The following is a 24608-nucleotide window of genomic DNA, read 5'->3' on the forward strand; positions in this document are numbered from 1 at the left end:
GCGGGGAAGCATAGCCCCCGCCCCATCTCTGCTCGTCACGTGACGAGCAAATCTGCCTACTCCCGGAAACGAGCCAGCAATGCCGTCGTGGCGCGGGTCAGCAGCAACACGTCCACCCCCACCGCCACGAAGGTATAGCCCCAGTCCAGGTAGGTCCGGGCGACCGCCTCGTCGGTGGCGAGGCTGCCCGCCGCCTTGCCCGCCGCGCGAATCCGGCGGGCAGCCTCCCGGATGGCGGCCTGCACGTCCGGGTGTCCCGGCTGCCCCAGGTGCCCGAGGGAGGCGGCAAGGTCGGCGGGGCCGAGAAACACTCCGTCCACACCCTCCACCGCCGCGATTTCGTCCAGGGCCTCCAGCCCCGTCACCGACTCCACCTGCACCAGCAGACAGATGCCCGCGTCCGCCTGCCCCAGGTAGTCGGCGTTCCGCGAGAAGCCGCTCGCCCGCACCAGCGCACTCGCCACGCCGCGCACCCCCCGCGGCGGGTACCGGGTGGCTGCCACCAGCTCGCGGGCCTGCTGCGCCGACTCCACCATCGGAATGAGGAGGTTCTGCGCACCGATGTCCAGCAGTTGCTTGATCAGGACCGTGTCCCCGACCGGCGGGCGCACCACGGACGCGGAGGGATACGGCGCGACCGCCTGAAGCTGGCTCAGGATGCTCCGCACGTCGTTCGGCGCGTGTTCGCCGTCGATGACCAGCCAGTCGAAGCCCGCCCCCGCGCAGACCTCGGCGCTGTAGGCGTCGGCCAGGGCCAGCCAGAAGCCGTAGAGGGTGTTGCCCTGCGTCAGCGCCGTCTTGAAGGCGTTCTGCGGGGGGACAGGCTCAGCGGCCACGGGCATCCCCAGCAAACCGGCAGGAGAAGGTCCCCAGTGGCCCGTAGTCGAAGGTGAACACGTCGCCCGAAGCGATGTCCACCGGGCGGGTGAACGACCCCGCCAGCACAATCTCGCCCGCCTTCAGGCCCTCGCCGTGGGGGGCGAGGCGGCCCGCGAGCCAGGCGATGCCGGTCGCCGGGTGCCCCAGCACGCCTGCTGCCACACCCGTTTCCTCGATGACGCTGTTGCGGATGCACAGGGCGGCGGCCCAGCGCAGGTCCACATCGTCAGGCCGCACCGCGCGCCCGCCCAGAATGACCCCGGCGTTGGCCGCGTTGTCGCTGATGGTGTCGGTGACGCGGCGGGGCTTGCCCGTCTCCTTGCTCACCCGCTGAAGCCGCGCGTCGATAATCTCGGCGGCGGGCGTCACGTACTCGGTGGCACGCAGCACGTCGAAGACCGTCACGCCGGGGCCTTGCAGGTCGGCTTTCAGAACGAAGGCCAGTTCTACCTCCACCTTCGGGGCCACGAAGCGCGAGAGGGGGATGTCCCCGTTCGGCTCGAAGAACATGTCGTCCAGCAGCGCCCCGTAGTCCGGCTCGTCAATCTGTGAGGCCATCTGCATCGCCCGCGACGTGAGGCCAATCTTGTGCCCCAGCACGCGCCGCCCGCCGTCCACCTTACGCGCCACCCACGCCCGCTGCACCGCGTAGGCATCCGCAATCGTCATCCCCGGAAACCGCTCCGAGAAGGGAGCCAGTTGAACGCCGCTCGCCTCCGCCCCGTCCAGCTCGGCAGCTAGCCCCGCCAGTGCCTCAACGGGAATGACGCTGGCTGCTGACGGCTGACCGCTGACCGCTGACCCCTCAGATGACATGCGCCGGAATCCCCTTCAGCTCGCCCTCCACCGGCTGCACCCAGCCGCCTTCAAAGGCCTCCATGTGCGAGCCTTCCTCGAACCAGCTCCGGGGCGTCTTGGCCCCCCACAGCGTCTGCCGCCGGGGGTCGTTGAGCTGCCAGCGAATCGGCTCGAAGTCGGGGTCCACCGTGATGTAGTCGCTGGTGTACAGCTCGATGCGGTGGCCGTCGGGGTCGCGGATGTACAGGAAGAAGGCGTTGGAGATGCCGTGCCGCCCCGGCCCACGCTCGATGCGCTCGGGCTGCCGCGCCCCCGCCAGGATGTCGCAGGTGCGGATGATGCTCATGGCGTCGGGCATCCAGTAGGCCCAGTGGTGCAGCCTCGGCCCCGCGCCGTTCGTCATGGCGAGGTCGTGGACACCGCCCCGGCGCTGCACCCACGCCGCCCAGATGCGCCCCGCCTCGTCCTCGGTGAACTCGGAGGTGCGGAAGCCCAGTTCGCGCCCGTACCAGGTCATCATGCCCTCCACGTCCGGCGTCATCACGTTGACGTGGTCCACGCGCTGGAGGCCCGGCCCCCGGTGCTGGTGGTAGTCCTGGAGGAGCCAGGGATACGTCCGGCTCTCGCGGAAAAAGGCCACCGGCACGCCGAAGGGGTCCTGCATCCGCAGCATGCGCGGGCGGTCGAGTTCCTCCTCCCAGCGGTAGGGGAGACCCTCGCGCTCGGCCAGGGCCACCAGGCCGTCGAGATCGGCGTCGCTGCGGACCCGGTAGGCGAGGTGGCGCACGCCCGCCCCCATTCCCTTTTCAGAGGGGGCCTGCTCCAGCTTCAGCGTCCACTCGCGGTCCTCGACGCCGCGCAGGTACAGCGCGCCGGGCGTCTCGTGCAGCACGTTCATGCCCAGCAGGCTCACGTAGAAGTCGCGCGAGGCTTCCAGGTCCGTGACGGTGAAGACGGTATGGGCGATGCGAATCACGTCGGGGCGGGGAGCGGTCACGCCGTCACCCCCTCGGACTGGCTCTGGGCCGCCTGCGGCTTCTCGCTGCGCTTCAGGAACTGCCCAATCCGCTCCACGGCGGGTCCCTTGTCGTACACCTCGTACAGCGCGGAGTGCATCCGCACCGGGTCCCCGAAGAAGAACTTCTCGTAGAGGCTCTGGCGGCCCCCGAAGCTGCTCATGGACATGTCCCAGGCGAGGCGGAAGAGTTTGAGGCGGTCCTCCGCGCTGGCGTTCCCGGCTTGCAGGTACTTGGCAATCTGCGGCCCCAGCGGTCCCTCGCGGTCGGCCTGGCTGGGCATCATGATGATGCCGCTCGCGCCCAGTAGTTGCAGCAGCTCGGGCAGGCGGGCGTACATGGCCGGGTAGTAGTTGCGGGCGGCGTCGAGCGGGCCACGCGCCGGGGTCATCACGCCGTACTCGTTTACCGTCGCGCCCGCCACGGCGGCCACCTCCAGCGCCTTCATGATTTCCAGCATGATGATGATTTCCGCGACCTTGCTCTGCACGTGCTGAAACTGCCCGCTGCCGATGGCGTTCACGATGCTCTGCGCGGTGCCCAGGAAGGCTTCGGTCTTGGCAATCTTGAGGTTCACCACCTGATACGCCATGTGCAGCACGGCGTCGGTCGCCGCATAAGCCTTGTTTGCCAACTCCACGTCGTACAGCAGGAAGACGCGCTCCCAGGGCACCAGCACGTCGTCGAAGATGACGAAGGCGTCCTGCTCGTCGAAGCGGCTGCCCAGCGGGTGGTCTTCCGGCCCCCGGCCGATGTCGAACGGCTCGCGGCACTGGAAGCTCAGGCCGGGCGCATTGGTGGGCAGCGCGAAGCCCATCGCGTAGCGGCTCTTGTCGGCGTTTTCCTTCAGCACGGTGGAGGGGAACACCAGAATCTCGTCGGCGATGGGCAGCGTCGCCATCATTCGCGCACCCCGCACGAGGATGCCGTCCTCGCGTTCCTCCACCACGCCCAGCGCGATGTAGGGGTCGGGCATCTCGCTGGCCTGCTTGGCCCGGTTCACCTGCGGGTTGGTGAGCGCGTGCGTGAGGCAGAGGTCATGCTCGCGGACCAGTTCAGCGTAGCGGCGCATGTTCGCCGCAAAGTCGCGCTTCTCGCTGCCCGGCTGGCTGGCGCTGCACTGGTTGAAATACTCGGCCCCCGCGCCCGCCGCCATTACGTTCGCATTCATGTAGTCGGGTGCGCGGCCCAGGAAGCCCAGCGAGTAGTTCGCGCGGATGCGGTGCGCCTCGCCAATCCGGGCCAGGTCCTCCTGGCTGCGCGGCACCATCAGGCTCATGGGGTAACGCTGGCCGTTTTCCTCGTAGGTGAGCTTCTCGCGCAGGTCCGGCTGGTTCTGGAGGTCGTACAGCCCCGCCAGCGAGTGCGCCATGTTGCGGGTCGCGGGGTGCGTGGTGGGGTCCTGCACCCGCTGCCCGTCGATGTAGAGGGTGGGCGGGTTCTGCCGCAGGCGGTCGAGGAACTGCTGTCCGGTGATGGCTGCCATAGGGGATGCCTCCTTAGCTCTGTTCGCTGGTGGGGGTGTGGTACTTGAAGACTTTGATGACGTAGCCGTCGGGGTCCGCCACGAAGAAGCCATAAGGTCCGGCGGCGTGGCGGTACTCCTCGCGCAGGTCACGTCGGATGGCGGCCCGTTCCGAGAGAAGGGTGAAGAGGGTGTCCACCTCCTCGAACGAATCCAGTTCGATGCCCAGATACGTCACGGCGCTCACGTCCAGTGGCGAGTCGGTGTGGTCGAAGATCAGGCGGGTGGGACCACCCAGGGTGACGAACAGCCGCTTTCCGCCCGCATGACGGGATGTTTCCGCGCCGAAGACCTCATAGAAGGCCTGGGTGCGGTCCAGCTCGCGGGCCTGGAAGGCGACGTGTTCGAGGAGGGCCATGTCAGCCTTTCTTCTCCGCCAGTCCCCGGTACTCCGAAGCCACGAAAATCCCGCCCTGCCGCTGCTCTACTAAGTCCTGCGGGTCGCCGTGGAGGTGTTCCACCTCTGCCGCGTAGGCTTCGGCGTTGTCCTGCGGTTCATAGCCCAGCACGTCCCAGCCGTCCTCGGTCATCCAGCGGCGGGTGTTGCCGCTGATGCCTGCCACAAGCAGGAACCCCACATCTGGCGCAGTGACGGCCTTTTCGAAGAGCTGCACGGCGTCGCGCGGGCTGAGCCACGTGCTGAGATGCCGGGCGTCCTTCGGGCGCGGCTGGAAGGAGCAGATGCGGACGCCGACGAACGCCACGCCGTGTTTCTCGAAGTACATCCGGCCCAGCGCCTCCCCGAAGACCTTGCTGACGCCGTAATACGTGTCGGGGCGGACGGGCATGTCGGGGCTGACCTTCTCCGAACGGGGGTAGAAGCCGACGGCGTGGATGCTGGACGCGAAGGCCACGCGCGTCACGCCCGCCTGTCGCGCGGCTTCCAGCACGTTATACGTGCCGTCTATGTTCACGTCGCGGATGCGCTCGTAGGTGTCCTCGTCGGGAATGCCGCCCAGGTGAATCACGGCGTCCACGCCTTCCATCGCCGCCCGCACCTGGTCGAAGTCGGTCAGGTCGGCCCGCACGAGTTCCTCACCGGGCTGCGCCTCGCCCAGGTCGCGGTTGTCGGTCAGGCGGATGATGGGGAAGTGTCCGCGTAAGCCCTCGCGCAGGGCGGTGCCGACTTGACCGGCGGCCCCGGTGATGAGGATGCGGTGGATGGGGGGAGTCATCTGGGGCCTCCTGTGGAGGGCGAGCGTTGCTCGCCACCCCCCTCCCAACCCTCCCCCGCAAGGGGGGAGGGCTTTAAGCTGCTGGTATGGAGAGGTTTTCTCGCCTTGAGCAGAATCGCCGAGCGCGGGAATTGCGGCGGAGCATGACGCCGGAGGAGCAGTTGTTGTGGGGCCGGTTGCGGGCCAATCAATTGGGCGTGGCGTTTCGTAAGCAGCAGGCTCTCGGCTTCTACTTTGCAGATTTCGTCTGCCTTGAGCGGAAGCTCGTGATTGAGCTGGACGGCAGCCAGCACGCCGAAAGTGAATATGACGCAGTGCGAGACGCTGAACTTACCGCACGTGGTTTCCGAGTGCTGCGCTTCTGGAACAACGAAGTGCGAAACAACCTGCCGGGCGTGCTGGAGCGAATAGCCGAAGCGCTTTAACTCCTCCCCCCTTGCGGGGGAGGCTGGGAGGGGGGTGGCGAGCAACGCTCGCCCTTCCCAATGCCTCACCCCTCCACCTCGCTCTTGTCCACCTTCACCGGCTGGCCCACGCCCAGTTTCGCCGTCTTGTGCGTGCCCAGGCTGATGGCGATGTTCTTCGTCTCCATGTAGAAGTCGAAGGAGTAGTCGCCGCCGTCGCGCCCGATGCCGCTGTTCTTCACACCGCCGAAGGGCGTGGGCAGGTGGCGCACGTTCTCGCTGTTCACCCACACCATCCCGGCTTCGAGGGCCTGCGCGAAGCGGTGCGCGCGGGTGAGGTCGTTGGTCCACAGATACCCGGCCAGCCCGTACTTCACGTCGTTGGCGAGGGCCAGGGCGTCCGCCTCGTCGCGGAAGGGGATGGCGGTCAGGACGGGGCCGAAGATTTCCTCCTGGGCAATCTTCATGTCGTTGCTTGCGCCGGTAAAGAGGGTCGCGGAGACGAAGTTGCCGTCCTCGCCCACGCGCTCGCCGCCCGCCGCGATGGTCGCGCCTTCCTCGCGTGCCCGGTCGAAGTAGGACATGACCTTCTCGAAGTGGCGGGGGTGGACCAGTGGGCCGATTTCGGTGTTGGGGTCGAGCGGGTCGCCCACGCGGATGTTCCTCGCGCGTTCGGCGATGCGGGCAGTGAACTCGTCGTAGATGCCGTCCTGAATCAGCACGCGGCTGGAGCTGGTGCAGCGTTCGCCGTTCAGGCTGTAAATCATGAACACCACGGCATCGAGTGCCTTGTCGAGGTCGGCGTCGTCGAACACCACGACCGGGTTCTTGCCGCCCAGCTCGAAGTGAACGCGCTTCAGCGTGTCGGCCCCCTGCCGCATGATGTGGCTGCCGGTGGTCGTCTCGCCCACGAAGGCCACCGCTTTAATCAGCGGGTGTTCCGTCAGCGCCTTGCCCGCGCTCTCGCCGAAGCCGTGGACCAGGTTCACCACGCCCCCCGGAATCCCCGCCTCGTCCATGATTTCGGCCAGCAGGGTCGCCGTGACCGGACTCCACTCGGCGGGCTTGTGGACCACCGTGCAACCTGCCGCCAGCGCCGGGGCAATCTTCCAGGTGGACAGCATGAAGGGCGTGTTCCAGGGCGTGATGACGCCGACGGGGCCGATGGGCTGGCGCAGGGTGTAGTTCAGGAAGCCGGGCGCGGGAAGGCTCTGCCCGTCCGCCGCACCCGGCGCACGGTCCGCGAAGAAACGGAAGTTCTCCGCCCCCCGCGCTGCCGCCGACTTCATGAAGCGGATGGCCTGGCCGGTGTCTATGCTCTCCAGCAGGGCGATTTCCTGCGCGCGGGCTTCGATGAGGTCCGCGACACGGTGCAGCAGCTTGCGGCGTTCCGTGCCGCTCACCTCGCGCCAGGTCTGGAAGGCGTCATGGGCGGCGCGAGCGGCGCGGTCGATGTCCGCCGCGTCCCCGCTCGCTACCGTCGCCAGCACGGAGTTGTCGGTCGGGGTGTGCGTCTCGAACGTCTCGCCGCCGAGGGAATGCACCCACTCGCCGCCGATGAAGTGCCGGATGCCCCGCTGCCGCGTGCGCTCGCGCAGTTCGCGGGCCTGTTCGTGATTTGGGGTGACAGTCTGGGTCATGGTTGCTCCTTTGCGGGCTGGCTGATGGAGTAGGCGAGGAAAGGTTCAGTCAATAGAACCTTGTCCCCTTTTTTCACCTGAACTTGGGCAGAGAACGGGCTAGCGTTCACGACATAGACATAGCCGTCACTGGACGTGAAGCGGTACTCCTTCCCGTGTTCGTCCGCCGTCCACTTCCCGCCCGTCACGTATACCCCTGGCGTCCCGTCGAAATTCCGCGTGGCGTAGGTGGCTGTCTTGCCGTTGTCCCAGACAATCACCGTGCGCTTGTTCGTCGCGCCCATAAACACCGCCTGGGGCTGGTAGCGGCAGCGGAACGCGCCTTCCGGCGTGCGGAACTCGTTCACGTGGGTCATGCGGTAGGCGGGGTCCTGCACGTTCTCGACGTTGCTGGTATGGATGAAGTACTGCCCATCCTGACCTGTGCCGTCCGGGAACGTGATGGCGGTGTAGATGCTCCCCGCCGCCCCCTCGCCGGGACCGAGGAGGTATTCGGCCACATAGTCAAAGGCATCTGTATTCGGCGCGGGCCGCTTGAGCACCTGCCGGAGCTTGATGGGCTGAGGTTGGCTCAGGTCAGCCCCGGCAGGCTGCGTTACCGCAATCACCCGGTCGGGCGCGTCACACCACGCGAAGGCGGGCTGCCACTTCCCGCCGATGTTCGCGTACGACTTCATTTCGTACCGCACGGGCGCGGCCAGGGCGAGGGCGGAGAGCGCGAGGCCCAGCGTCAGGACAGGTTTCAGCTTCATGCCCGCAGGTTGCCCCCGCCGGATGAGCGCCGCCCCCCGTTTGCCTGACGCCCCCATCCCATTCACCGCCCGTCCCACTCGCCTTCCTTGCTCTCCTTGCCCGTGATGGGTTCGGCCCCCTCGTCCTCTTCCTGAATGTCGTTTTCCAGCACGCCCAGGCCCTCGACCTCCAGGCGCATCACGTCGCCGGGGCGCACGTGAGAAATGCCCTTCGGCGTGCCGGTCAGAATCACGTCGTCCTTTTGCAGCGTCATGAAGCGGCTGATGTGTTCAATCAGCTCGGGAATCCCGAAAATCATGTCGCGCGTGCTGCCTTCCTGCCGCAGCTCGCCGTTCACGTGGGCGGTCAGCGCCAGGTTGTGCGGGTCGGCAATCTCGTCGGCGGTGACGTAGTACGGCCCCAGCGGCCCGAAGGTGTCCCAGCCCTTGCCGCGCATCGGGGGTCGGAAGGTGTTGGTCACGTAGTCGCGCACCACCAGGTCATTGCCGATGGTGTAGCCGCCCACGTAGTCCATCGCGTCCTTCGCCTTCACCCGCCGGGCGTCGCACCCGATGATGACGCCGAGTTCGACCTCGTAGTGCATGAACTCCGCGCCGCGCGGGTAGATGACGGTGCCCCGGTGCGGCAGCAGCGTGGTGTTCGGCTTCCAGAAGAGGGCCGGTTCCTTGGGCTGCGTAAGGCCGAGTTCGCCCGCGTGGTCGTTGTAGTTCAGCGCGAGGGCGATGACCTTGGGTGGGTCCACCGGCAGGCGGAACTGCACGGCATTGGGGTCGTGGGCGACGCCGGCGGCATCGATAAGCTGGCCGTCTTGCAGGTGGCCGTTCAGAAAGCGGCCCCCGGAGATGAAGCGGGCGAGTTTCAAGGATGGACTCCAATCATGGGACCTCCGCGTGGAGGGGAGAGGAAAGGCGGGTTGTCGGTGCCTCAGCATAGGCCGGGCGGACCGGGTGCGAAATGGTGAAACAGGTGAATCCTACGATGACCTCTTGTGGTTTTGAACAAGGAGAAGCGGCCCCCCATGTTCAGGTGAGGCCGCTGGGCGGTGCCTGGTTCCGGCAGCTCAGCGCAGGGTCATGGCCTCGGGCGCGGCGCTGCGGGCCAGCAGGTCCAGCCCCGCCTGCGCCACTTCCCCCGGCGCGATGTCCAGGCACTCCAGGTGGAAGGGACACTGGAAGGCGTAGCAGGGGTGGCAGGGCGTGGGACGGCGCAGCAGGGTGAAGCGGGTGCTGCGCGGCTGCCACTGCGTCTCGTAATCCGTGCCGGAGTAGGTGACCAGCACGGGCGTCCGCAGCGCGTCGGCCAGGTGCAGGGCGGAGGTGTTGTTGGTGAGCACCAGTCCCGCGCCCCCGATGAGCGCCGCGAAGGTGGCGAGGTCCGTGCAGCCCAGCAGGTCCACGCCGGCCGGACCGAGTTCGGCCAGCAGCGCTGCGGCGCGCTCGCGGTCCTTTTCCACGCCGGTGACGGCCACCTGCCAGCCCAGCTGTTCGGCCATCAACCGGGCGGCGTGGGCGGCCCGCTCGGGCGGATAGGTGCGGGCCGAGCAACTGGCGAAGGGATTGAGCAGCAGGTACGGCCCCGGCAGCAGCGCGGCGGCCTGACGGCGGGCCTCCTCTGAAACGTGAACCTCCAGCGCCCGGTCGCGTACAGGCACGCCCGCCGATTCCAGCAGGCGCAAGTTCCGTTCGGCCTGCTGGGCGGCCTCCGGGGTGGGGGAGGGCGGCTCGTGCGTGAGGAGGCCGGGGGCGCTTTCCGCCGACTCGCCCAGCCGCAGCCCAATCCCGGCCAGCAGGCAGGCCAGGGCCGCCGCGTGGGGCGTCTGGCTGAAGGAGGTCAGCAGCACCGCTGCGTCGAAGTTGCGCTCGCGCAGCAGCCGGGTGAGTTCCGCCTCCTGCGCCGGGTCGGCGTGACCGCCGCCCAGTTGCTGCCACATCGCCCGCCAGACGATGACGTCGTCCACCCAGGGGAGCAGCGGCACGGCGGCCGACCCTCCCGGACTCACCATCAGCGTGAGGCGCACGCCGGGCAGGGCTTCCTTGAGGGAACGCAGCACGGGGGAGGTCATCACCACGTCCCCGATGTTGTCGAGGCGCATGACCAGAACGTTTTTGACGTTGGCCCAGTTCGGATGCAGAGGCGTGGTCATAGGTCCAGCACCTTCGGCGCGTCCACCTCACGGTTCGGCAGGGTGGTGGGCAGTTCCTGGTGGTACACGCCCGACGGCATCACGCCGCAGCCGCCGAAGCGGGCCATCACCCGCTGCTGGGCCAGCACGTCCTCGCCCGCGTGGTGCTCGGGCAGCTCGCGCCAGAAGCCGAAGCCGCCCACGGCCTCCAGGCACGCGCGGTCGTACAGGACGCAGCCGCCCACCCACGCCACCTTGTAGAGGCGGCTCTGTTCGGGGGCAGGCGCGTGCTGCTGCTGCACGTGCAGCAGGTTCGCTGCGTTGTGCAGCATGTAGCGTTCCCAGGCCGCTGTGCCGGGCCTCACCGTCTCCGGCGTGACCGGCCCCTCCCAGAACTCCACCGCCTGCTGATGCGGGCGCACGTCGGCGCGGTAGCTCAGGCCGATGACGGCGCTACCGACGAAGCCGCAGCCCTCGCGCTGGAGGGCCTCCAGCATCTGCGCCACCACCCACGGTTCCAGAATCAGGTCGTCGTCCAGAAACAGCACGGAGGGCGCGCGCGCCTGCTCCAGCAGAAACTGGCGCTGTTCGGCCATGCCGCGCCGGGGCAGGTGGCGGTACACCTCCACCGCGCAGCCGTGCAGTTCCAGCACGCGCAGGGCGGTGGCGACCTCGGGCCGCTCCTGCGCCGCCTGTTCCCCCTGGTCGGAAATCACCACCCGGAAGGGCTGGGCCGTCTGCGCCGACAGGCTGGTGAGGGTCGCGGCCAACGCCCCCGGCCGGTCACAGGTGGGAATCAGGATGTCGAGGGGGGTCACCTTGCCACCTCAACCGGGGCCGGTGTCAGCAGGTCCAGCGCCGCCGCGACCACCTCTCCTGGCGGCACGCCGCGCAGGCAGAGATGATGCCCGGTGCGGCAGACGGAGCTGTAGCACCAGCGGCACTCCACGTCATGCGAGAGGACCCGCGAAGGCACCTGCCAGGGCGTGTGCTGCGGGTTGGTGAGGGCGTACAGGTCCACGACGGGCGTGCCCAGCGCCGCGGCCATGTGTGCCGGGCCGGTGTTGTTGGAAATCAGCAGGGGAGCGCGGGCGATGAGCGCCGCCAGTTCCTCCAGCCCCAGTTCCCCGGCCAGCGATTGGCCGACACCGCCTGCCATCCGCTGAATGCCCGCGATGAGTTCCCGCTCGCCGTTATCACCGGTAAAGAGGAGCGTCAGTCCCCGCTCCGCCAGTTGCCGCGCCACCTCCGCGAAGTATTCGGGAGGGTAGCGGCGTGAGGCGGCAGTTGCGCCAGGGTGGATGACCGCCCAGGGCCGCGCCATGTCCAGCCCAGTCAGCCGTTCCGTCACCCGCGCCGCTGCCTCTGTCGAGAAGCCCAGCGAGAGCCGCTCGTCCGGCGTCACCGCCCCCACCGCGCCCACCAGATCGAGCTGCCGCTGGACCTCGTGGCGGATGCCCCCCTCCGGCTCCGTCTCGCGCACCCAGTCGGTGAGCAGTTGATAGGGATTCTCACGGCAGTGGGCCAGCCGCAGCGGGATGTCGGCCAGGTAGCACAGCAGCGCGGAGGGCAGCGGGTTCTGACTGTAGACGGTGAAGATGACGGCGGCGTCGAAGCCCCGCTCGCGCAGGAAGGCGACCATCTCCAGGTCGGGGGCGCTGCTCGCCCGCGGTGGCGTGGCCTTGAGCCAGGGGGCCTCGTACACCAGCACCTCGTCGAGTTCCGGCACGAGGCGGGCGACCGCGGCACCGGGCGGCGAGGTGAGCAGCGTCACGCGGCGCTGCACCTGTCCGTTCTGGGGCTGGCTCACCTTCAGCGCCCGCAGCGCCGGGGTGGTCATCAGCACGTCGCCCAGCGTGTCGAGGCGCACGGCGAGGATGTTGCGGGCCTGGGTCCAGTCGGCCATCAGTCCCCCGTCGCGTAGGCCCGCCGCACCCGCTCGATGATGCCCGTCGTGGAACGGTCGTCGAGGTAGGGAAGCAGCCGCACCTCGCCGCCCAGCGATTCCACCAGCGGCGCTTCGGGCAGCGTCTCGCGGGTGTAGTCGCCGCCCTTGACGTACACGTCGGGGCGCAGCGCCTCGATCAGCGCGGCGGGCGTGTCCTCGGTGAAGGGCACAATCAGGTCCACGCAGCTCAGCGCCGCCAGCACCTGCGCGCGGTCTTCCGTGGGGTTGATGGGCCGCGAGGCTCCCTTGAGGCGGCGCACGCTGGCGTCGTCGTTCAGGCCGACCACCAACACGTCGCCCAGCGCCTTGGCCTGGTTGAGGTAGGTGATGTGCCCGCGGTGCAGCAGGTCGAAGCAGCCGTTGGTAAAGACCACCCGGCGTCCCTGGTCGCGCAGCGCGGCAATGCGCGTCAGCACCGCCTCCCGGTCCAGCACCTTGTTCTCGGCGGTCAGGAAGTCACGCAGCTCGGCGTGGGTGCAGACCGTGGTGCCGTCGCGCTGCACCACCACCGTCGCGGCGGCGGAGGCGAGGTCGGCGGCAGCGGGCGTGTCGGCCCCGGTAGCCAGGGCCAGGGCCAGCGTCGCCACGAAGGTATCCCCGGCCCCGGTCGCGTTCGCGTTGGAGTGCGGCCGCGTGAAGGTGCGGTAGGCGGGTTGCCCCTGCTCGAACACCAGCGCGCCCTCCACGTCCAGCGTCACGGCCACGATGCGCGCGCCGGTCTGCTCCAGCACGGCCTCCTCCCAGCCGGCGACCTGCGCGAGCCGTTCCTCGGGGCCAGGCTGCGCCGTCTCCTTCAGCAGCGCCAGCGCCTCGCCGTAGTTGGGCTTGGCGGCGGTCACGCCCACCTCGCGGTAACGGCCGAGCTGCTTGGCATCGGCCATCAGCACGCGGGGCGAGCGGGCCTGTTCCTCGGCCAGCGCCGCGATGACGCGGGGGGTCAGGACACCGTACCCGTAGTCGGAAACGATGACCGCGTCGGCCCGGCGGAAGGCGGCGCGCAGGTGCGTGATGAGGGCTTCCTCATCCTCGCCGGCCACGCCCTGCTCGGTGCCCCGGTCCAGCCGCAGCAGAATCTGCGAGGCGGCCATTACCCGCTGCTTGACCAACGTCTCGCGCCCCTGCGAACGGACCACGCCCGCCGTGTCCACACCCGCCTCCTCCAGCCGACTCAGGAGGATGTCGCCCTCGGCGTCGGCCCCCAGCACCGACAGGAACTCCACGCTGGCCCCCAGCGCGCGGGCGTTCACGGCGGCGTTGGCGGCCCCGCCGGGCACGTCGTGCCGCCCGTGCAGCGCCACGATGGGCACCGGGGCCTCGCGGCAGAGGCGGTCGGCGGTGCCGTACAGGTAGCTGTCCAGCATCGCCTCACCGACCACGACCACCCGCAGGTGGCGGAACTCGTCAAGGTGTTCTAAGAGCATCGGTCCTCCCCTCCTCCTGTGCCTGGAGAATCACGGCGGCCACCTCGGGCCAGCCCCGCGCCGTCACGTCCGGCGTGCGGTACGGCCCAGGCACCCACTCCGTCTCGCCCCCGGTGTCCAGCAGCACCGTGCGGCACCCGGCCCGCCCCCCGGCCTCCACGTCGTTCAGAATGTCCCCGACCATCCACGAGGCGCTCAGGTCCAGCCCCAGCTCGCGGGCGGCGCGGCGCAGCAAGCCCGGCTGCGGCTTGCGGCACTCGCATTCCTGCGCGTAGGGAGCCACGGTGCCCTCCGGGTGGTGCGGGCAGGCGAGGAAGCCCGCCAGCGGCACTCCCTCGGCCGCCAGCAGTTCACGCAGCCGCGCCTCCACGCCCTCCAGCGCGGCTTCCGGGAACAGGCCCCGCGCCACGCCGGACTGGTTGGTGATGACGACCAGCGTGTAGCCCGCCGCGTGCAGCGCCCGGAGCGCCTCCCCCACGCCGGGCAGCAGCCGGATGAGGGCGGGGTCCACGTTGTAGGGCACGTCCTCGATTAAAGTGCCGTCCTTGTCGAGCAGCACCGCTTTCCGGGCGGCCCCGGCGGGGAGGCCGCTCACGGCCAGGAGGTTTCGCGCATGGGGATGACGGTCATCTCGGGGACCACCGTGCCTTCCGGCTGGAGCAGCACGTAGCGCACGGCCTCGGCCACGTTGCGCGGGTCCTGCAGGTTCTCCAGGGGGGTGTCGGGGAAGCGTTCCAGGATGAAGGGCGTCTGCATCCCGCCGACCACCAGCGCGGTCACGCGCACGCCCTGGGGCCGCGCCTCCACGTGCAGCGCGTGGCTCAGGCCCAGCAGGCCCCACTTGCTCGCGTGGTAGGCGGTCGCGTTGGCCCAGGCGCGCTTGGCGGCGGTGGAGGTGATGTTGACGATGGCCCCGCGCCCGCGCTTTGCCATATGGGGCAGCGCCGCGCGCGACAGCAGGAACGGTCCGCGCAGGTTCACGTCCAGCACGCGGTCGATGTCCGCCACGCTGAGTTCCTCGATGGCAACCGTGACGTCGGTGCCCGCGTTGTTGATCAGGATGTCGAGGTGGCCGTACTCCTCTTCCAGTTGCGCCACGACCTGCTCCAGCGCGTTCTCATCGCGCACGTCGAGGCTGATGGCGCGGACCTGGTGGCCGGCCTCGGTCAGCTCGGCGGCGAGGCGCTCGGCCTGCGGGAGCTGGATGTCGGCGGCAATCACCTGCGCGCCGGACTCAGCCAGCACGCGGCAGATGGCTGCGCCGAGTCCGCTGCCGCCGCCGGTGACGAGGGCCACCTGCCCGGCGAGGGACTGGCTGAAGTCGGGCTGGGCCTGGGTCTGCGTGTTCTGGTTCTGGGGCTGTTGCGTGGTCTGGGTCATACGTTCACTCCTTTGCGGTTCCCGTTGGTCTGCGGGGCAGAGATGAGGGGGGCGGCACCGGGCGGGTTCAGGCGCACGGGGGGCGGGAGGTGGGTGGGCAGGCCCTCGCTGATCTGTTCCTCCACGAGTTCGCAGATCAGGTGCAGGGCGAGGATGTGGACCTCCTGAATGCGGGGCGTGTCGCTGCTCGGCACCAGCAGGGGCAGGTCGGCCAGCGCCAGCGCGTCCCCGCCCCGGCCCCCCAGCAGCGCGAGGGTGGTCAGCCCGCGCCGCCGGGCCGCCTGGAGTGCGGCGACCACGTTGGGGGAGCGCCCGCTGGTGCTGATGGCGAGCAGCAGGTCCCCTTCCGTTCCGAAGGCCTCGACCTGCCGCGCGAACACGTCGCCAAAGCCCACGTCGTTCGACCAGGCGGTGAGCATCGCGGTGTCGGCGGTCAGCGCCAGCACCGGCAGGCCCCGCCGCCCGTCGAGGCGGAAGCGGCCCACCAGTTCCGCTGCGAAGTGCTGCGCGTCGGCGGCGCTCCCGCCGTTCCCGCACACCAGCACCTTGCCGCCCCGCTCGAAACAGGCGGTGATGGCTGCCGCCGCCGCCTCGATCTGCGGTCCCAGTGCGGCGCGCGAGTGCGCCAGCGTGGTGATCAGGTTCTGGAAGGCCCGGTCCACGGCGCTGTCTATGGTGCTGCCGACGGCGTCCCCGGCGGGCGGCAGGGCGGGCTGTGCCGCCGTCTCCTCCCCGACCTCGCGGTACACCTGCGCGAGTTGCCGCGCCACGCCCTCCCAGGTGAAATGCGTCCGCACCCGCGCCAGGGCCGCCGCGCCCATGCGTTCGCGCAATGCGGCGTCGGCCAGCAGGTCGGCCAGCCGCTCACCCAGCGCGTCGGGGTCGCGCGGCGGCACCAGGAAGCCGGTTTCGCCGTCAGCCACCGTGTGTTGGATGCCGCCCACCCGCGCCCCCAGCACCGGCGTACCGCAGGCCATCGCCTCCAGCGGCGTGATGCCGAAGGGTTCGTACCACGGGGTGCTGATGAATACGTCCGCGGCGCTGTAGTAGTCGCGCAGCACCGAGCGGTCGCGGCTGCCGGTAAAGGTCACGCGGTCTTCTACGCCCTCCTCTTGCGCGATGGCTCGCAGGCGGCCGAGTTCAGGCGTGAGGGCGGGGTCGGGGTCGGGGCTGTTGCCGCCCACCACCAGCAGGCGGGCGGGTTGCCCCAGGCTGCGGACGGCCCGCGCGAAGCCGCGAATGGCGTCGTCCACGCCTTTGCGCGGCACCATGCGGCCCAGTTGCAGCACCGTGAGTTCGGCGGGGTCCAGGCCCAGCCGCTCCCGCGCTTCCCGGCGGCCCTGCGGGCTGAACTCGGCGGGGTCGAAGCCGCACGGCACGGTCACGATGCGGGCGGGGTCGGCCCCGTACAGCTCTCGCAGGTCGGCCTCGTCCTGCGGGCACTCGGCAATGATGCGGTCGGCCTCGCGCACCAGCCGCTCCTCGATGGCGAAGCGGTCGTCGGGGAAGCCGTCGGCCTCGCCCTGGTGCAGCCGCCGCACCTTGCCCAGCGCGTGGAAGGTGATCACGAAGGGCACGCCCAGCAGCCGCTTGAGGTCGGCAGCCACCAGCCCCGACATCCAGAAGTTGGCGTGCAGCAGGTCGTAGCGCCCCTCCCGCGCCATGAAGGCGGCCATATACCGGGTGAACTCGGGCATCAGCGGCAGCAGGTCTTCCTTGGGAATCACCGCCGCCGGACCCGCCGGAACATGCACCACCCGCACGCCCGGCACCCACTCCAGCACCTCGGGAAGGTGTGGGGCGTCGCGGCGGGTGAACACGTCCACCGCGTGGCCCAGGTTCGCCAGGTGCCGCGCGACCTGCGCCACGTACACGTTCTGCCCACCCGCATCGGTGCCACCCAGGGTGGCGAGCGGAGAGGCGTGTTCGCTGATCAGGGCAATCTTTTTCACCCCGGACGTGGTCATCACAGTCCTCCCACGGGCACGCCGCGTCCGGCCACCTCGCGGAAGGTGGCGTCCCAGTCGCGGGCGAAGCGTTCAATCGAGAAGCGTTCGCGCGCCACTTCCCGCGCGCCCACGCTCAGACGGCGGGCCTCCTCGGGGTCGTCCAGCAGATGCTGCATCCGTTCCACCAGCTTCCGCACGTCGGTGTCCACGTAGCCGTTCACGCCGTTTTGCACGGCGGTCGCCATCTCAGTCGTTGCCAGCCCAACAATGGGCATCCCCAGCATCATCGCCTCGCAAACGGCCAGGCCCAGGCTGGTGTACCGAATCGGGTTGAAGAAGAAGCGGTACGGCGCGGCGAAGGCGGGCAGGTCGCCCAGCGGAATATTGCCGAGGCCGCCCGCCGCCTGCGACTCCATGCCCACCAGGTCCAGCGGCACCTCCTGCCGCACCTGCTCGAACACGTCCGCGCCCAGCCGCCGCCCGCGCTTTTGCAGACCGTTCACCACGGTCAGGCCGCGGGCCTTCTCGCCGGTCCAGGTGAGGCCGGGGTCGGTCACGCCGTGTTCGATGACGCGCGTGGGCGTGCGCCCGCTGTCCCACATCAGGTCGTTGAAGGGGGTGACGTGGACCAGTAACGTCTCCGGGTCGTCCACGGGATGCCGGGTGTCGGTCGGCACCTCGCGCGGCGGGTCGTGTTCCAGGTAGATGCGCGGCAGCCGGCGCTGTTCGGGCGAGAGAATCTCGAACTGGTCTTCGAGGTAGTTCCTGTGCGACTGGAAGAGAATCGCGTCGAAGGTCTGGTTCCGCACGTCCTCCGCCGGAACGTCATGCACGTTGTCGCCCCAGCGGAAGTCGCCCGCGCGCCCGCCGTAGCCCTCGGGCCGGCCCGGCTTGACGGGAAGGTAGAACTCGTGCGGAGCCTGCGTGAGGTAGTACAGGTAGCTGCCGTGAATGTGCCAGGTCAGAATCCTCAGGGGTCGCATGTCAGCTCCTTTCGTGGGGGGAACAGTCGTGGGGGGAAGGGTCGGCAAAGAGGGCGGCGAGGAGGGCGCGGGCCGGGTCGGCCTGTAGCGGCGTGACACCACCCCCTGCGTCTGGAACTTCGGGTGTTTCCCCGCTCTGTTCTGTGGTGGCGTGCGTGGCCCCCGTCCTGCCCCGCGGGTCGGCCAGGGGGCCAGGTGTCTCGCGCACCCACCGCGTGAGCGTCTGCCCGCCGAACTCGCGCGACACTCCCGCCCGATCGGGAATCCCCGCCAGCGCGCAGAGGTAGCCCAGCCCGTGCGGGGAATCGCCGGGGGCAGTCAGGATGACGGCGGCACCGAACTGCCCGCCGCGCAGCCGTTCCAGCACGTCCGGGGTCCAGAAGGACTCGGGCGTGAGGGCGTCCGCCCAGTCCGGCAGGGCGTCCCGTTCGGGCGCGGGGGCCAGCACCGTGAACTGCGTCTCCGGCCAGGCCGCGCGGCACGTCTCCAGCGCCGGGCGCAGGTGCGGCAGGTTCCCGGTGCAGGCCAGCAGCACGCGCCCCCTCAGCTCGGCGTCAGCGGACACGCGCCACCTCCCGCCCCAGCAGCGTGTCCACTTCCGCCAGCACCGCCCCCAGGTCATCCCCCACCACCACGCGGTGCCGCTCGCGGTCCAGCGGTGCCCAGCGGGCCGGGTCGGAGGCGAGGAACACCACCACGCTGGGGGTGCGGGTGGCCGCCGCGAGGTGCGAGACGCCCGTGTCGCCGCTGACCAGCAGCCGCGCGTCCGCGAGGAGGGCCGCCAGTGTCCCCAGCTCTGTCTGCCCGGTCAGGTCCAGCACGTCGGGCACCGGGAGGGCCTCCGCCACCGCCCGCGTGACCTCCGCCTCGGCCGGGGTGCCCGTCAGGACCACCCTCAGCCCCCGCGCGGCCAGCCGCTGGGCGACCTGCGCGAAGTTGCGCGGTGACCAGCGGCGCGCGGGCTGGCTGGCCCCGGGGTGCAGCACCGCATACCGGCCCGGTGCGAGGGTTCCGGCACCCGGCAGGGCACGCAGCGCCTCCCGGTCCGCCGCGTGGACGGGAAAGGTCAGCTCCTCACCCCGCGCCGGATACCCCAGGAACTCGGCCAGCCGCAGCCACACCAGCGGTTCGGGCTGGCCCTCCTCGTAGGGCAGGAACCGCGCGGGGTCCAGGCACCACTGCCCCGGCCCGAAGCGCCCCGCTATGGCGTCCGCACCCAGCAGCGACACCAGCACGTTGCTGATGGGGCCGCTGCCGTGCATCTGAAGGGCCAGGTCGTAACGCCCCTGCGCCTCCTGCAAGAGCGCGAGCAGTTCCGCCTGCCGCACCGGCTGCTCGGGCAGGCCCGGAAAGCCGGGGAAGACCTCCAGCCGGTCAATCAGGTCGGGAAACCGCTGCACGAAAGGTGCCGCTTGCGGCAGGCCCAGCAGCGTGATTTCCGCATCCGGCTCCCCCGCCCGCAGCGCCCGCAGGGCAGGCACGGCACACAGCAGGTCGCCCAGCCCCGGCAGGGCGCGGAAGACCAGGATGCGTTGTCTGGGGGATTCGGTCATGGACAACAAGACTCCGTCAGGCCGTGCGGGAAGCCGCTGGCCTGAAAAGATGGGCTGGGAATGGCTGGGTATCAGCGAGGTGGGGAGAGAGGCCTGTTCTGTTCCTGTCGGCAGCAGATGCTCCCAGGGAAGGCATTGCGCCCTCTGATGGAATGGTAGAGGCGGTTCCTGCCAGGGTCATGGTGCAGATGCACAACTGATTTTGAGGACAGTCCAGCTTTTTATGCAAATGCACGAGAGTAGCCGAGGAGCGACAAAAAAAAGGCGTCCTGCACGCAGAAATTCCCCTCGAATTCGAGACCTTTTTCTTATTCCCAGTTCCTTAAGCGGAATTGACTGTAAGAGGAGAAACGAGTAAAGAGGCCTTCAACTTCTGCTCATGCTGGAATAGCAGAACCTTCCTGTTCCTGCTTATCCATGTAACCGCCGAATCAGCAGGGCCAGCCGGATTTGCACGGCCTGATCGAAGGCCCGTGGATTCAGGCCCGTCAGGGAAGTGATTTTGTCCAGCCGGTAGTTCAGCGTGTTGCGGTGCAGGTTCAGGCGGCGCGCGGCGGCGAGCGGGTGGCAGTCCTCCGCGAAGAAGGCGTCCAGGGTGTCGAGCAGTTCCGGTTCGCCGTCCAGGGGGCTGAGGAGGTGCAGGGCCAGACCCAGCTTGGTCGGCTCGTCCGTCAGGCCGACAAAGGCGGCAACACCCAGGGTGTCGAGCGTATAGGCGCGGTGTTCGCCGCTCAGGCGGCTGCCCAGTGAGAGGGCCGCGCGGGCATCCTGGTACGAGCGGGCCAGGCCGTCCAGGCCGCGGTGATAGCGCCCGATGCCCAGGTCCAGCGGCTGGCCCAGGTCGGTTTGCAGGTGGGCCAGCAGGGCATTGCCCGCCCGCTTCAGTGCGGCCAGGTTGGCCCAGGAGGAGCTGGTGGGGGCCTCCGCGCCGCCGCCTTCCGCCCACAGGCTGAGGTTGCGGGTGTCGCTGGCCTTGAGCACGGCTACCTCGCCCTCCCCGATATAGGCGCAGATGGTGTCGTTGGGGAGGCGGAAGAAGTTCACCACGCTGCCCACGACCAGTTGTGCCCGCTGCTGGATGCGCTCGGGGTCCTGCCCCGGCCCCAGCAGGAAGCGGGAGGCGTCGATCAGGATCACGGCGCGCGGTGGCCCCAGGTCCATCCCCAGGATGCGGGCCTGACGCAGCAGCGTTTCCTCGTCCTGAATATGGCCGCGCAGCAGATCGTGAATGAAGCTGTTCTTCAGCTCCTGACGCTGGGGCAGGCCGTCCACCACCAGCGCCTGCCCCAGCACCAGCTCGACCACCCCGTGCGCCAGCCGTGGCGAGAGCGTTTCGCCCTCGGGGGGCAGAATCAGCACCCGGCTTTCCTGCCCGCCGAAGCGGAAGGGCACCGGCAGTGCGTCTTCCAGCCCTGTCAGGGCTGTGAGGGGTTGACCCTGCCACTCGGGCCGACTCGATGCGACGACCCGGCCGTCCGGGTTCACCACCAGTGTGAGGGCGGCCAGCAGCTCGGCGGTCCGGTCACTGATGAGGCGCGTGACCTGTTCGTAGCGGGGATTGGTGGTGGTCACACCTCTTCACCTCCTCAGGAGGCTGCGGCAGGGGAGGCCAGAAGCCGCGTGAACTCGCCGGGGGCCGCACCGCGCAGGTCGGGCCGGATGAGGCTGGCCCCGCCCACCCGCGCCGGGTCCCCCAGCCCCACCACCGCGAAGCTGCCGGCCCGCGCCGCCCGCACGCCCGCCTCCGAGTCCTCGAACACGACGCAGTGGGCGGGGTGCAGGCCCAGCCGCCCGGCCACCCACAGGAAAATGTCGGGCGCGGGCTTGGGGTTCACCACGCTGGAGCCGTCGGCAAAGGCGTCGAACAGGTCCGTCACGCCCAGCCGGTCGCAGACCTGCCGCGCGTTGCGGCTCGACGAGGCCAGGCCCAGGCGGATGCCCTGTGCCCGCGCTGCGTGCAGCAGGTCGGCCACGCCGGGGAGCAGGTCGCCCGCGCCCAGCCCCTCCAGCGCCTCCAGAAAGTAGGCGTTCTTCCGCCGCAGCAGCTCCGCCCGTTTCTCCGGTGAGCAGGAGCGGCCCCCCAGCCACAGGTCGAGGGCGTCCTCGCGGGTGCGGCCCAGCAGCGCCGCGTTCGCCTCGCGCGAGAAGGGCACGTTCTCCTCCCCGGCCAGCCGCTGCCAGGAGTGGTAGTGCAGCTCGACCGTGTCGGTCAGCACGCCGTCCAGGTCGAAGATGAAGCCGCGCTCCATTCAGACCCTTTCGAGCTGGGCCAGCAGACCCGCGTGGTCGGACGCCCGCCGCGTCCCCTCGCCCTGAGCCAGCACCACCTCAAGCTCCCGTGCCCGCACGCCCCGCGTCCAGATGTAGTCGATGCGGATGCTAGGGTCGCGGTCCTCCACGAAGGTGAAGCCGTCCTCGCCGGGGTGCAGCAGGGTCCAGGCGTCCACCCACTCGGCCTCGCGCAGCCCACCGAGGGAGGGGCTGTCCGGCTGCATGTTGAAGTCGCCGGCCAGCACCGCCGCGCCGCCCGCCGTGCCTTCCAGCACCGACAGCGCCTCCTGCACGTTGCTCTCCTGCTGGGCGGGGACCCAGGAGAAGTGGGCGTTGAACACGTCGAGCGGGCCGCCCTCCAGTTCGAAGCGGCCATGCAGCAGCACGCGGCGGCTGGTGTCCTCCAGGCCGGGTTGCAGGCTCAGTTCAAAGCGGCGCACGTCCGGCAGCGGCCCCCGGCTCAGGAAGGCCAGGCCATCCTGCCGGCCGTCCGGGTGCGTCTGCGCGGCCACGAAGACCGCCCGGTAGCCGTCCAGACTGGCCGCGAGCTGGGTGGCCTGGTCGGAGGGGTGCCGCTCCGGGTCCAGCCCGACGGCCTGAAGGGTCACGATGTCGGGCTGCGCGTCCGCGATGGCGCGCTCGATCAGCCCGCGCCGCTCGTCCCAGGGGCCGTGCTTGTCCGCGTAGCCCTGGATGTTGAGGGTCAGGAACTTGATCATGGGGTCACTTCCTTTCCGCGTGGCCTGTGGAAACCACGGTCTCTGCTGCTGTCTCTGCCTGCCGCTCCCCGATGACTTCCCGGAAGAAGGCGATCAGGCGGCCTACGTGGTGGTCGAAGGTGAACTGGTCGCGCACGGCCCACACCCGCTCGCGCAACTGGTTCAGGCGCTCGCGGTCCTGAAGCTGCGCGCCGAGGTCGCCCATATCGCGGAAGAAGAGGCCCAGGTCGAGTTCCCGCGCCAGGGTCTGCGTGGCGACGATGTGGCCGGTGTTGTCGCTTTGCAGCATGGGGAGGCCCGCCGCCGCCAGTGTCGCCATCCGGGCGGGGATGTTCAGGTCGTCCCAGTTGGCACGGCGCAGCTCGCCGCCGTTCTCGCTGCGGAAGAAGTGCAGCCAGCCCGCGTCGTAGCGCGAGAACTCGGCCACCCAGTCCTCCTGGTTCACGTTGGGGTGCAGGTGCAGGAAACGGCCCGCCAGCCCCTTCGTCCGCTCGATCCACGCCTTCCACTGGCCGTGCGTGAACTCGCCGTAGAAGTGCAGGTGAATGCCCTGCGCGGCGAGTTCCGCGACCGTTTCCGGGTGCAGACCGATGGGGCGGCCCGGCACGACCGTGTGAATCTCGCCGTCCGTGTCCGACAGCCGCGGCGAACGCTCGCCCTGCACGCCCTCGCGTTTGGGCAGGTCGCCGTCAAGGACCAGCGTAGGGCGGCCGTCCACGAGTTCGGGCGAGAGCGTCTCGAACCAGTCCTGCATCTCCCGGCTGGAATAGATGCGCCCGTCGGCGCGCGTGTACAGCTCCAGCAACTCGCGCCAGGTGCCCTTTTCCAGGCAGATGAAGGGGCCTTCCTTGAAGTGCCACACGAAGGGCACGCCCGGATTTTCCGTCAGCACCTCGTGCGCGAAGGGCACCGCCTGCCAGTTCAGCAGCCCGTAGATGATGTCCGGCTGGATTTCCCTGACCGCCGCCTGCCAGTTCGCGCGCGGGATGTCCTGCACGTGCCCGAAGGGGAGGGGTCCCACCCAGTTGTACCAGTACGGCTGGTCCATCCACAGGCCATACAGCCGGTGCCCCTGCTCCGACAGCGCCAGCACCCGCTCTGGGTTGTAGGCGAGTTCGCCCACCAGCAGGATTTTTAAGCCGTCCGGCGCGGGGGGTGTGGGCGGGCGCTCGCGGTACTTGCGGTAGCGGTCTGGCTCGTCGATGAAATGGCCCACCGTCGTGTGGAAGCGCAAGGGTTCCTGCACGCCGTAGTAGTCGCGGTAGGTGTTGATGCCTCCCACCGGCTCACGCACGATCTTGTGCCTCTGGTCCGGGTGGTCCACCCACTCGCATGTCACCTGCCCGGTGCCGACCGCCGGGCCGCGCCGTTTCAGGTGGTGCCAGTACATCCGGTCGAGGTCGTCCGTCGTCAGTTCGCCCCGTTCCAGCCAGCGGTCCCCCGTGCGGCGGTGCATCACCTGTACGAGTTGCGGGGCCTCGCCGGGGGCCATTTCCTGGGCCGTGCGGTTGTAGTGGTGGCGCACCCCGGAAAAGGCCAGCGCGGCCTCGGGATGCGCGCTCAGCAGGTCCACCAGGCTTTGCAGGTGGTCGCGGTAATACACGTCGTCCGATGGCAGGTAGGCGACCAGCGGGGCCTGCGCCAGCGCCAGCGCGTGGTTGAGGGCGGCCCCGAGGCCGACGTTGCGGTCCAAGCGGATGGGGCGGATGCGGGGGTCGGAGAGGAAGGGCTGAAGGGCCTCGGCGGTGTCATCCGGCGAGCCGTCGTCTACCACGATGAGTTCCCAGTCGGTGAGCGACTGCGCCTGAAGGCTGTCGATGGCGCGCGGCAGAAAATGCGCCTGCCGGAAGGTCGGCATCAGCACCGACACGCGCGGCTGGGGCGTCTGGTGAGGGGGCAGGGGTTGAGAGGGCGTGGTCATCGGCACGGCCCCGGCAGTGGGCGGAGGCGGCGGTAGGGCAAACGGCGGGGGCTTCCCCGGTAGGTCATGGCGTGTCCTCCTGGCAGGCGGGGCTGGTGTGGGCGGGCCTCTGTCCGTAGCTCAGCCCATAGCGTGAGGCCCCTCACAGAGC

At 69.5% G+C, this 24608-nt stretch carries 24 protein-coding genes; 1 reads left to right on the forward strand and 23 read right to left on the reverse strand.

All coding sequences use genetic code 11. From position 1 onward, the window contains the following. Nucleotides 1–56: 56 nt before the first annotated feature. The 6 genes from hpaI to ABEA67_RS07865 are packed head-to-tail and all read right to left on the reverse strand — an operon-like array spanning nt 57 to nt 5393. Nucleotides 57–836 (reverse strand): 4-hydroxy-2-oxoheptanedioate aldolase, encoded by a 780-nt coding sequence (gene hpaI, locus ABEA67_RS07840; RefSeq protein WP_345463416.1) that lies wholly within the window; start codon nt 834–836, stop codon nt 57–59. After that, complete coding sequence (gene hpaH, locus ABEA67_RS07845) at nt 826–1695, reverse strand: 2-oxo-hept-4-ene-1,7-dioate hydratase (protein ID WP_345463419.1); 870 nt, start codon at nt 1693–1695, stop codon at nt 826–828. Before hpaH ends, hpaI begins: the two co-directional genes overlap by 11 nt. Next, entirely contained in the window at nt 1685–2674 is a 990-nt protein-coding gene (gene hpaD, locus ABEA67_RS07850) for a 3,4-dihydroxyphenylacetate 2,3-dioxygenase (RefSeq protein WP_345463421.1), read from the reverse strand. The genes hpaH and hpaD overlap by 11 nt, the downstream gene beginning before the upstream one ends. Then, a complete protein-coding gene (gene hpaB, locus ABEA67_RS07855) occupies nt 2671–4179 on the reverse strand; it encodes a 4-hydroxyphenylacetate 3-monooxygenase, oxygenase component (RefSeq protein ID WP_345463424.1) in 1509 nt (502 codons plus the stop codon). The genes hpaD and hpaB overlap by 4 nt, the downstream gene beginning before the upstream one ends. Nucleotides 4180–4192: 13 nt before the next feature. Further along, on the reverse strand, nt 4193–4576 hold the full coding sequence (locus ABEA67_RS07860) for a VOC family protein (protein WP_345463427.1): 384 nt from the start codon (nt 4574–4576) through the stop codon (nt 4193–4195). Between the two features lies 1 nt (nt 4577). Continuing rightward, a complete protein-coding gene (locus ABEA67_RS07865) occupies nt 4578–5393 on the reverse strand; it encodes an NAD-dependent epimerase/dehydratase family protein (RefSeq protein ID WP_345463430.1) in 816 nt (271 codons plus the stop codon). A gap of 86 nt (nt 5394–5479) precedes the next feature. On the opposite strand from ABEA67_RS07865, the gene ABEA67_RS07870 reads away from it, so the two are divergent. Next, nucleotides 5480–5818: an endonuclease domain-containing protein gene (locus ABEA67_RS07870; protein WP_345463433.1), complete on the forward strand. Its 339-nt coding sequence runs from the start codon at nt 5480–5482 to the stop codon at nt 5816–5818. 65 nt (nt 5819–5883) lie between these two features. Here ABEA67_RS07870 and hpaE read toward each other — a convergent pair whose 3' ends face one another. The 17 genes from hpaE to ABEA67_RS07955 form a co-directional block, all read right to left on the reverse strand. Continuing rightward, nucleotides 5884–7437 (reverse strand): 5-carboxymethyl-2-hydroxymuconate semialdehyde dehydrogenase, encoded by a 1554-nt coding sequence (gene hpaE / locus ABEA67_RS07875; RefSeq protein WP_345463436.1) that lies wholly within the window; start codon nt 7435–7437, stop codon nt 5884–5886. Beyond that, nucleotides 7434–8189 (reverse strand): hypothetical protein, encoded by a 756-nt coding sequence (locus ABEA67_RS07880; RefSeq protein ID WP_345463439.1) that lies wholly within the window; start codon nt 8187–8189, stop codon nt 7434–7436. The genes hpaE and ABEA67_RS07880 overlap by 4 nt, the downstream gene beginning before the upstream one ends. Nucleotides 8190–8251: 62 nt before the next feature. Continuing rightward, nucleotides 8252–9052: a fumarylacetoacetate hydrolase family protein gene (locus tag ABEA67_RS07885; RefSeq protein ID WP_345463442.1), complete on the reverse strand. Its 801-nt coding sequence runs from the start codon at nt 9050–9052 to the stop codon at nt 8252–8254. 198 nt (nt 9053–9250) lie between these two features. Further along, a complete protein-coding gene (locus ABEA67_RS07890) occupies nt 9251–10333 on the reverse strand; it encodes a glycosyltransferase family 9 protein (RefSeq protein WP_345463445.1) in 1083 nt (360 codons plus the stop codon). Continuing rightward, nucleotides 10330–11130, reverse strand: coding sequence for a glycosyltransferase family 2 protein (locus tag ABEA67_RS07895; RefSeq protein WP_345463448.1), 801 nt, complete (start codon nt 11128–11130; stop codon nt 10330–10332). Before ABEA67_RS07895 ends, ABEA67_RS07890 begins: the two co-directional genes overlap by 4 nt. Continuing rightward, nucleotides 11127–12218, reverse strand: a complete 1092-nt coding sequence (gene waaF, locus ABEA67_RS07900; RefSeq protein WP_345463451.1) for a lipopolysaccharide heptosyltransferase II — start codon at nt 12216–12218, stop codon at nt 11127–11129. Before waaF ends, ABEA67_RS07895 begins: the two co-directional genes overlap by 4 nt. Further along, a complete protein-coding gene (gene rfaE2, locus ABEA67_RS07905; RefSeq protein ID WP_345463454.1) occupies nt 12218–13681 on the reverse strand; it encodes a D-glycero-beta-D-manno-heptose 1-phosphate adenylyltransferase in 1464 nt (487 codons plus the stop codon). Before rfaE2 ends, waaF begins: the two co-directional genes overlap by 1 nt. Then, nucleotides 13662–14276 carry a D-glycero-alpha-D-manno-heptose-1,7-bisphosphate 7-phosphatase gene (locus ABEA67_RS07910; protein ID WP_345463457.1) on the reverse strand — a complete coding sequence of 205 codons (615 nt, stop codon included), beginning with the start codon at nt 14274–14276 and terminating at the stop codon, nt 13662–13664. The genes rfaE2 and ABEA67_RS07910 overlap by 20 nt, the downstream gene beginning before the upstream one ends. Next, the gene (locus tag ABEA67_RS07915; RefSeq protein ID WP_345463460.1) at nt 14273–15061 is read right to left on the reverse strand and encodes an SDR family oxidoreductase; all 789 of its coding nucleotides are present in this window, start codon (nt 15059–15061) and stop codon (nt 14273–14275) included. Before ABEA67_RS07915 ends, ABEA67_RS07910 begins: the two co-directional genes overlap by 4 nt. Beyond that, the gene (locus ABEA67_RS07920; RefSeq protein ID WP_345463463.1) at nt 15058–17028 is read right to left on the reverse strand and encodes a glycosyltransferase; all 1971 of its coding nucleotides are present in this window, start codon (nt 17026–17028) and stop codon (nt 15058–15060) included. Before ABEA67_RS07920 ends, ABEA67_RS07915 begins: the two co-directional genes overlap by 4 nt. Next, a complete protein-coding gene (locus ABEA67_RS07925) occupies nt 17028–17993 on the reverse strand; it encodes a glycosyltransferase (RefSeq protein ID WP_345463466.1) in 966 nt (321 codons plus the stop codon). The genes ABEA67_RS07920 and ABEA67_RS07925 overlap by 1 nt, the downstream gene beginning before the upstream one ends. A 1-nt stretch (nt 17994) precedes the next feature. Continuing rightward, nucleotides 17995–18558 carry a glycosyltransferase family 9 protein gene (locus ABEA67_RS07930; RefSeq protein ID WP_345463469.1) on the reverse strand — a complete coding sequence of 188 codons (564 nt, stop codon included), beginning with the start codon at nt 18556–18558 and terminating at the stop codon, nt 17995–17997. Then, nucleotides 18548–19546 carry a glycosyltransferase family 9 protein gene (locus tag ABEA67_RS07935; RefSeq protein ID WP_345463472.1) on the reverse strand — a complete coding sequence of 333 codons (999 nt, stop codon included), beginning with the start codon at nt 19544–19546 and terminating at the stop codon, nt 18548–18550. The genes ABEA67_RS07930 and ABEA67_RS07935 overlap by 11 nt, the downstream gene beginning before the upstream one ends. Nucleotides 19547–19957: 411 nt before the next feature. Next, entirely contained in the window at nt 19958–21118 is a 1161-nt protein-coding gene (locus ABEA67_RS07940) for a PucR family transcriptional regulator (protein ID WP_345463475.1), read from the reverse strand. 14 nt (nt 21119–21132) lie between these two features. Beyond that, the gene (locus ABEA67_RS07945; protein ID WP_345463478.1) at nt 21133–21795 is read right to left on the reverse strand and encodes a beta-phosphoglucomutase family hydrolase; all 663 of its coding nucleotides are present in this window, start codon (nt 21793–21795) and stop codon (nt 21133–21135) included. Beyond that, a complete protein-coding gene (locus tag ABEA67_RS07950; RefSeq protein ID WP_345463481.1) occupies nt 21796–22536 on the reverse strand; it encodes an endonuclease/exonuclease/phosphatase family protein in 741 nt (246 codons plus the stop codon). A gap of 4 nt (nt 22537–22540) precedes the next feature. Next, nucleotides 22541–24457, reverse strand: coding sequence for a glycosyltransferase family 2 protein (locus ABEA67_RS07955; protein WP_345463484.1), 1917 nt, complete (start codon nt 24455–24457; stop codon nt 22541–22543). Nucleotides 24458–24608: the final 151 nt, after the last annotated feature.

The organism is Deinococcus carri (assembly GCF_039545055.1).
Classification (GTDB): Bacteria; Deinococcota; Deinococci; order Deinococcales; family Deinococcaceae; genus Deinococcus; species Deinococcus carri.

Bases quoted from the DNA above. Each gene is read 5' to 3' on its own strand.
- ABEA67_RS07955 (WP_345463484.1), bottom strand. From the start codon at position 24,457: ATGACCACGCCCTCTCAACCCCTGCCCCCTCACCAGACGCCCCAGCCG.
- waaF (WP_345463451.1), bottom strand. From the start codon at position 12,218: ATGGCCGACTGGACCCAGGCCCGCAACATCCTCGCCGTGCGCCTCGAC.
- ABEA67_RS07890 (WP_345463445.1), bottom strand. From the start codon at position 10,333: ATGACCACGCCTCTGCATCCGAACTGGGCCAACGTCAAAAACGTTCTG.
- ABEA67_RS07880 (WP_345463439.1), bottom strand. From the start codon at position 8,189: ATGAAGCTGAAACCTGTCCTGACGCTGGGCCTCGCGCTCTCCGCCCTC.
- ABEA67_RS07915 (WP_345463460.1), bottom strand. From the start codon at position 15,061: ATGACCCAGACCACGCAACAGCCCCAGAACCAGAACACGCAGACCCAG.
- ABEA67_RS07925 (WP_345463466.1), bottom strand. From the start codon at position 17,993: ATGCGACCCCTGAGGATTCTGACCTGGCACATTCACGGCAGCTACCTG.
- ABEA67_RS07920 (WP_345463463.1), bottom strand. From the start codon at position 17,028: ATGACCACGTCCGGGGTGAAAAAGATTGCCCTGATCAGCGAACACGCC.
- ABEA67_RS07860 (WP_345463427.1), bottom strand. From the start codon at position 4,576: ATGGCCCTCCTCGAACACGTCGCCTTCCAGGCCCGCGAGCTGGACCGC.
- ABEA67_RS07950 (WP_345463481.1), bottom strand. From the start codon at position 22,536: ATGATCAAGTTCCTGACCCTCAACATCCAGGGCTACGCGGACAAGCAC.
- hpaH (WP_345463419.1), bottom strand. From the start codon at position 1,695: ATGTCATCTGAGGGGTCAGCGGTCAGCGGTCAGCCGTCAGCAGCCAGC.
- ABEA67_RS07945 (WP_345463478.1), bottom strand. From the start codon at position 21,795: ATGGAGCGCGGCTTCATCTTCGACCTGGACGGCGTGCTGACCGACACG.
- rfaE2 (WP_345463454.1), bottom strand. From the start codon at position 13,681: ATGCTCTTAGAACACCTTGACGAGTTCCGCCACCTGCGGGTGGTCGTG.
- ABEA67_RS07870 (WP_345463433.1), top strand. From the start codon at position 5,480: ATGGAGAGGTTTTCTCGCCTTGAGCAGAATCGCCGAGCGCGGGAATTG.
- hpaB (WP_345463424.1), bottom strand. From the start codon at position 4,179: ATGGCAGCCATCACCGGACAGCAGTTCCTCGACCGCCTGCGGCAGAAC.
- ABEA67_RS07865 (WP_345463430.1), bottom strand. From the start codon at position 5,393: ATGACTCCCCCCATCCACCGCATCCTCATCACCGGGGCCGCCGGTCAA.
- hpaE (WP_345463436.1), bottom strand. From the start codon at position 7,437: ATGACCCAGACTGTCACCCCAAATCACGAACAGGCCCGCGAACTGCGC.
- ABEA67_RS07935 (WP_345463472.1), bottom strand. From the start codon at position 19,546: ATGACCGAATCCCCCAGACAACGCATCCTGGTCTTCCGCGCCCTGCCG.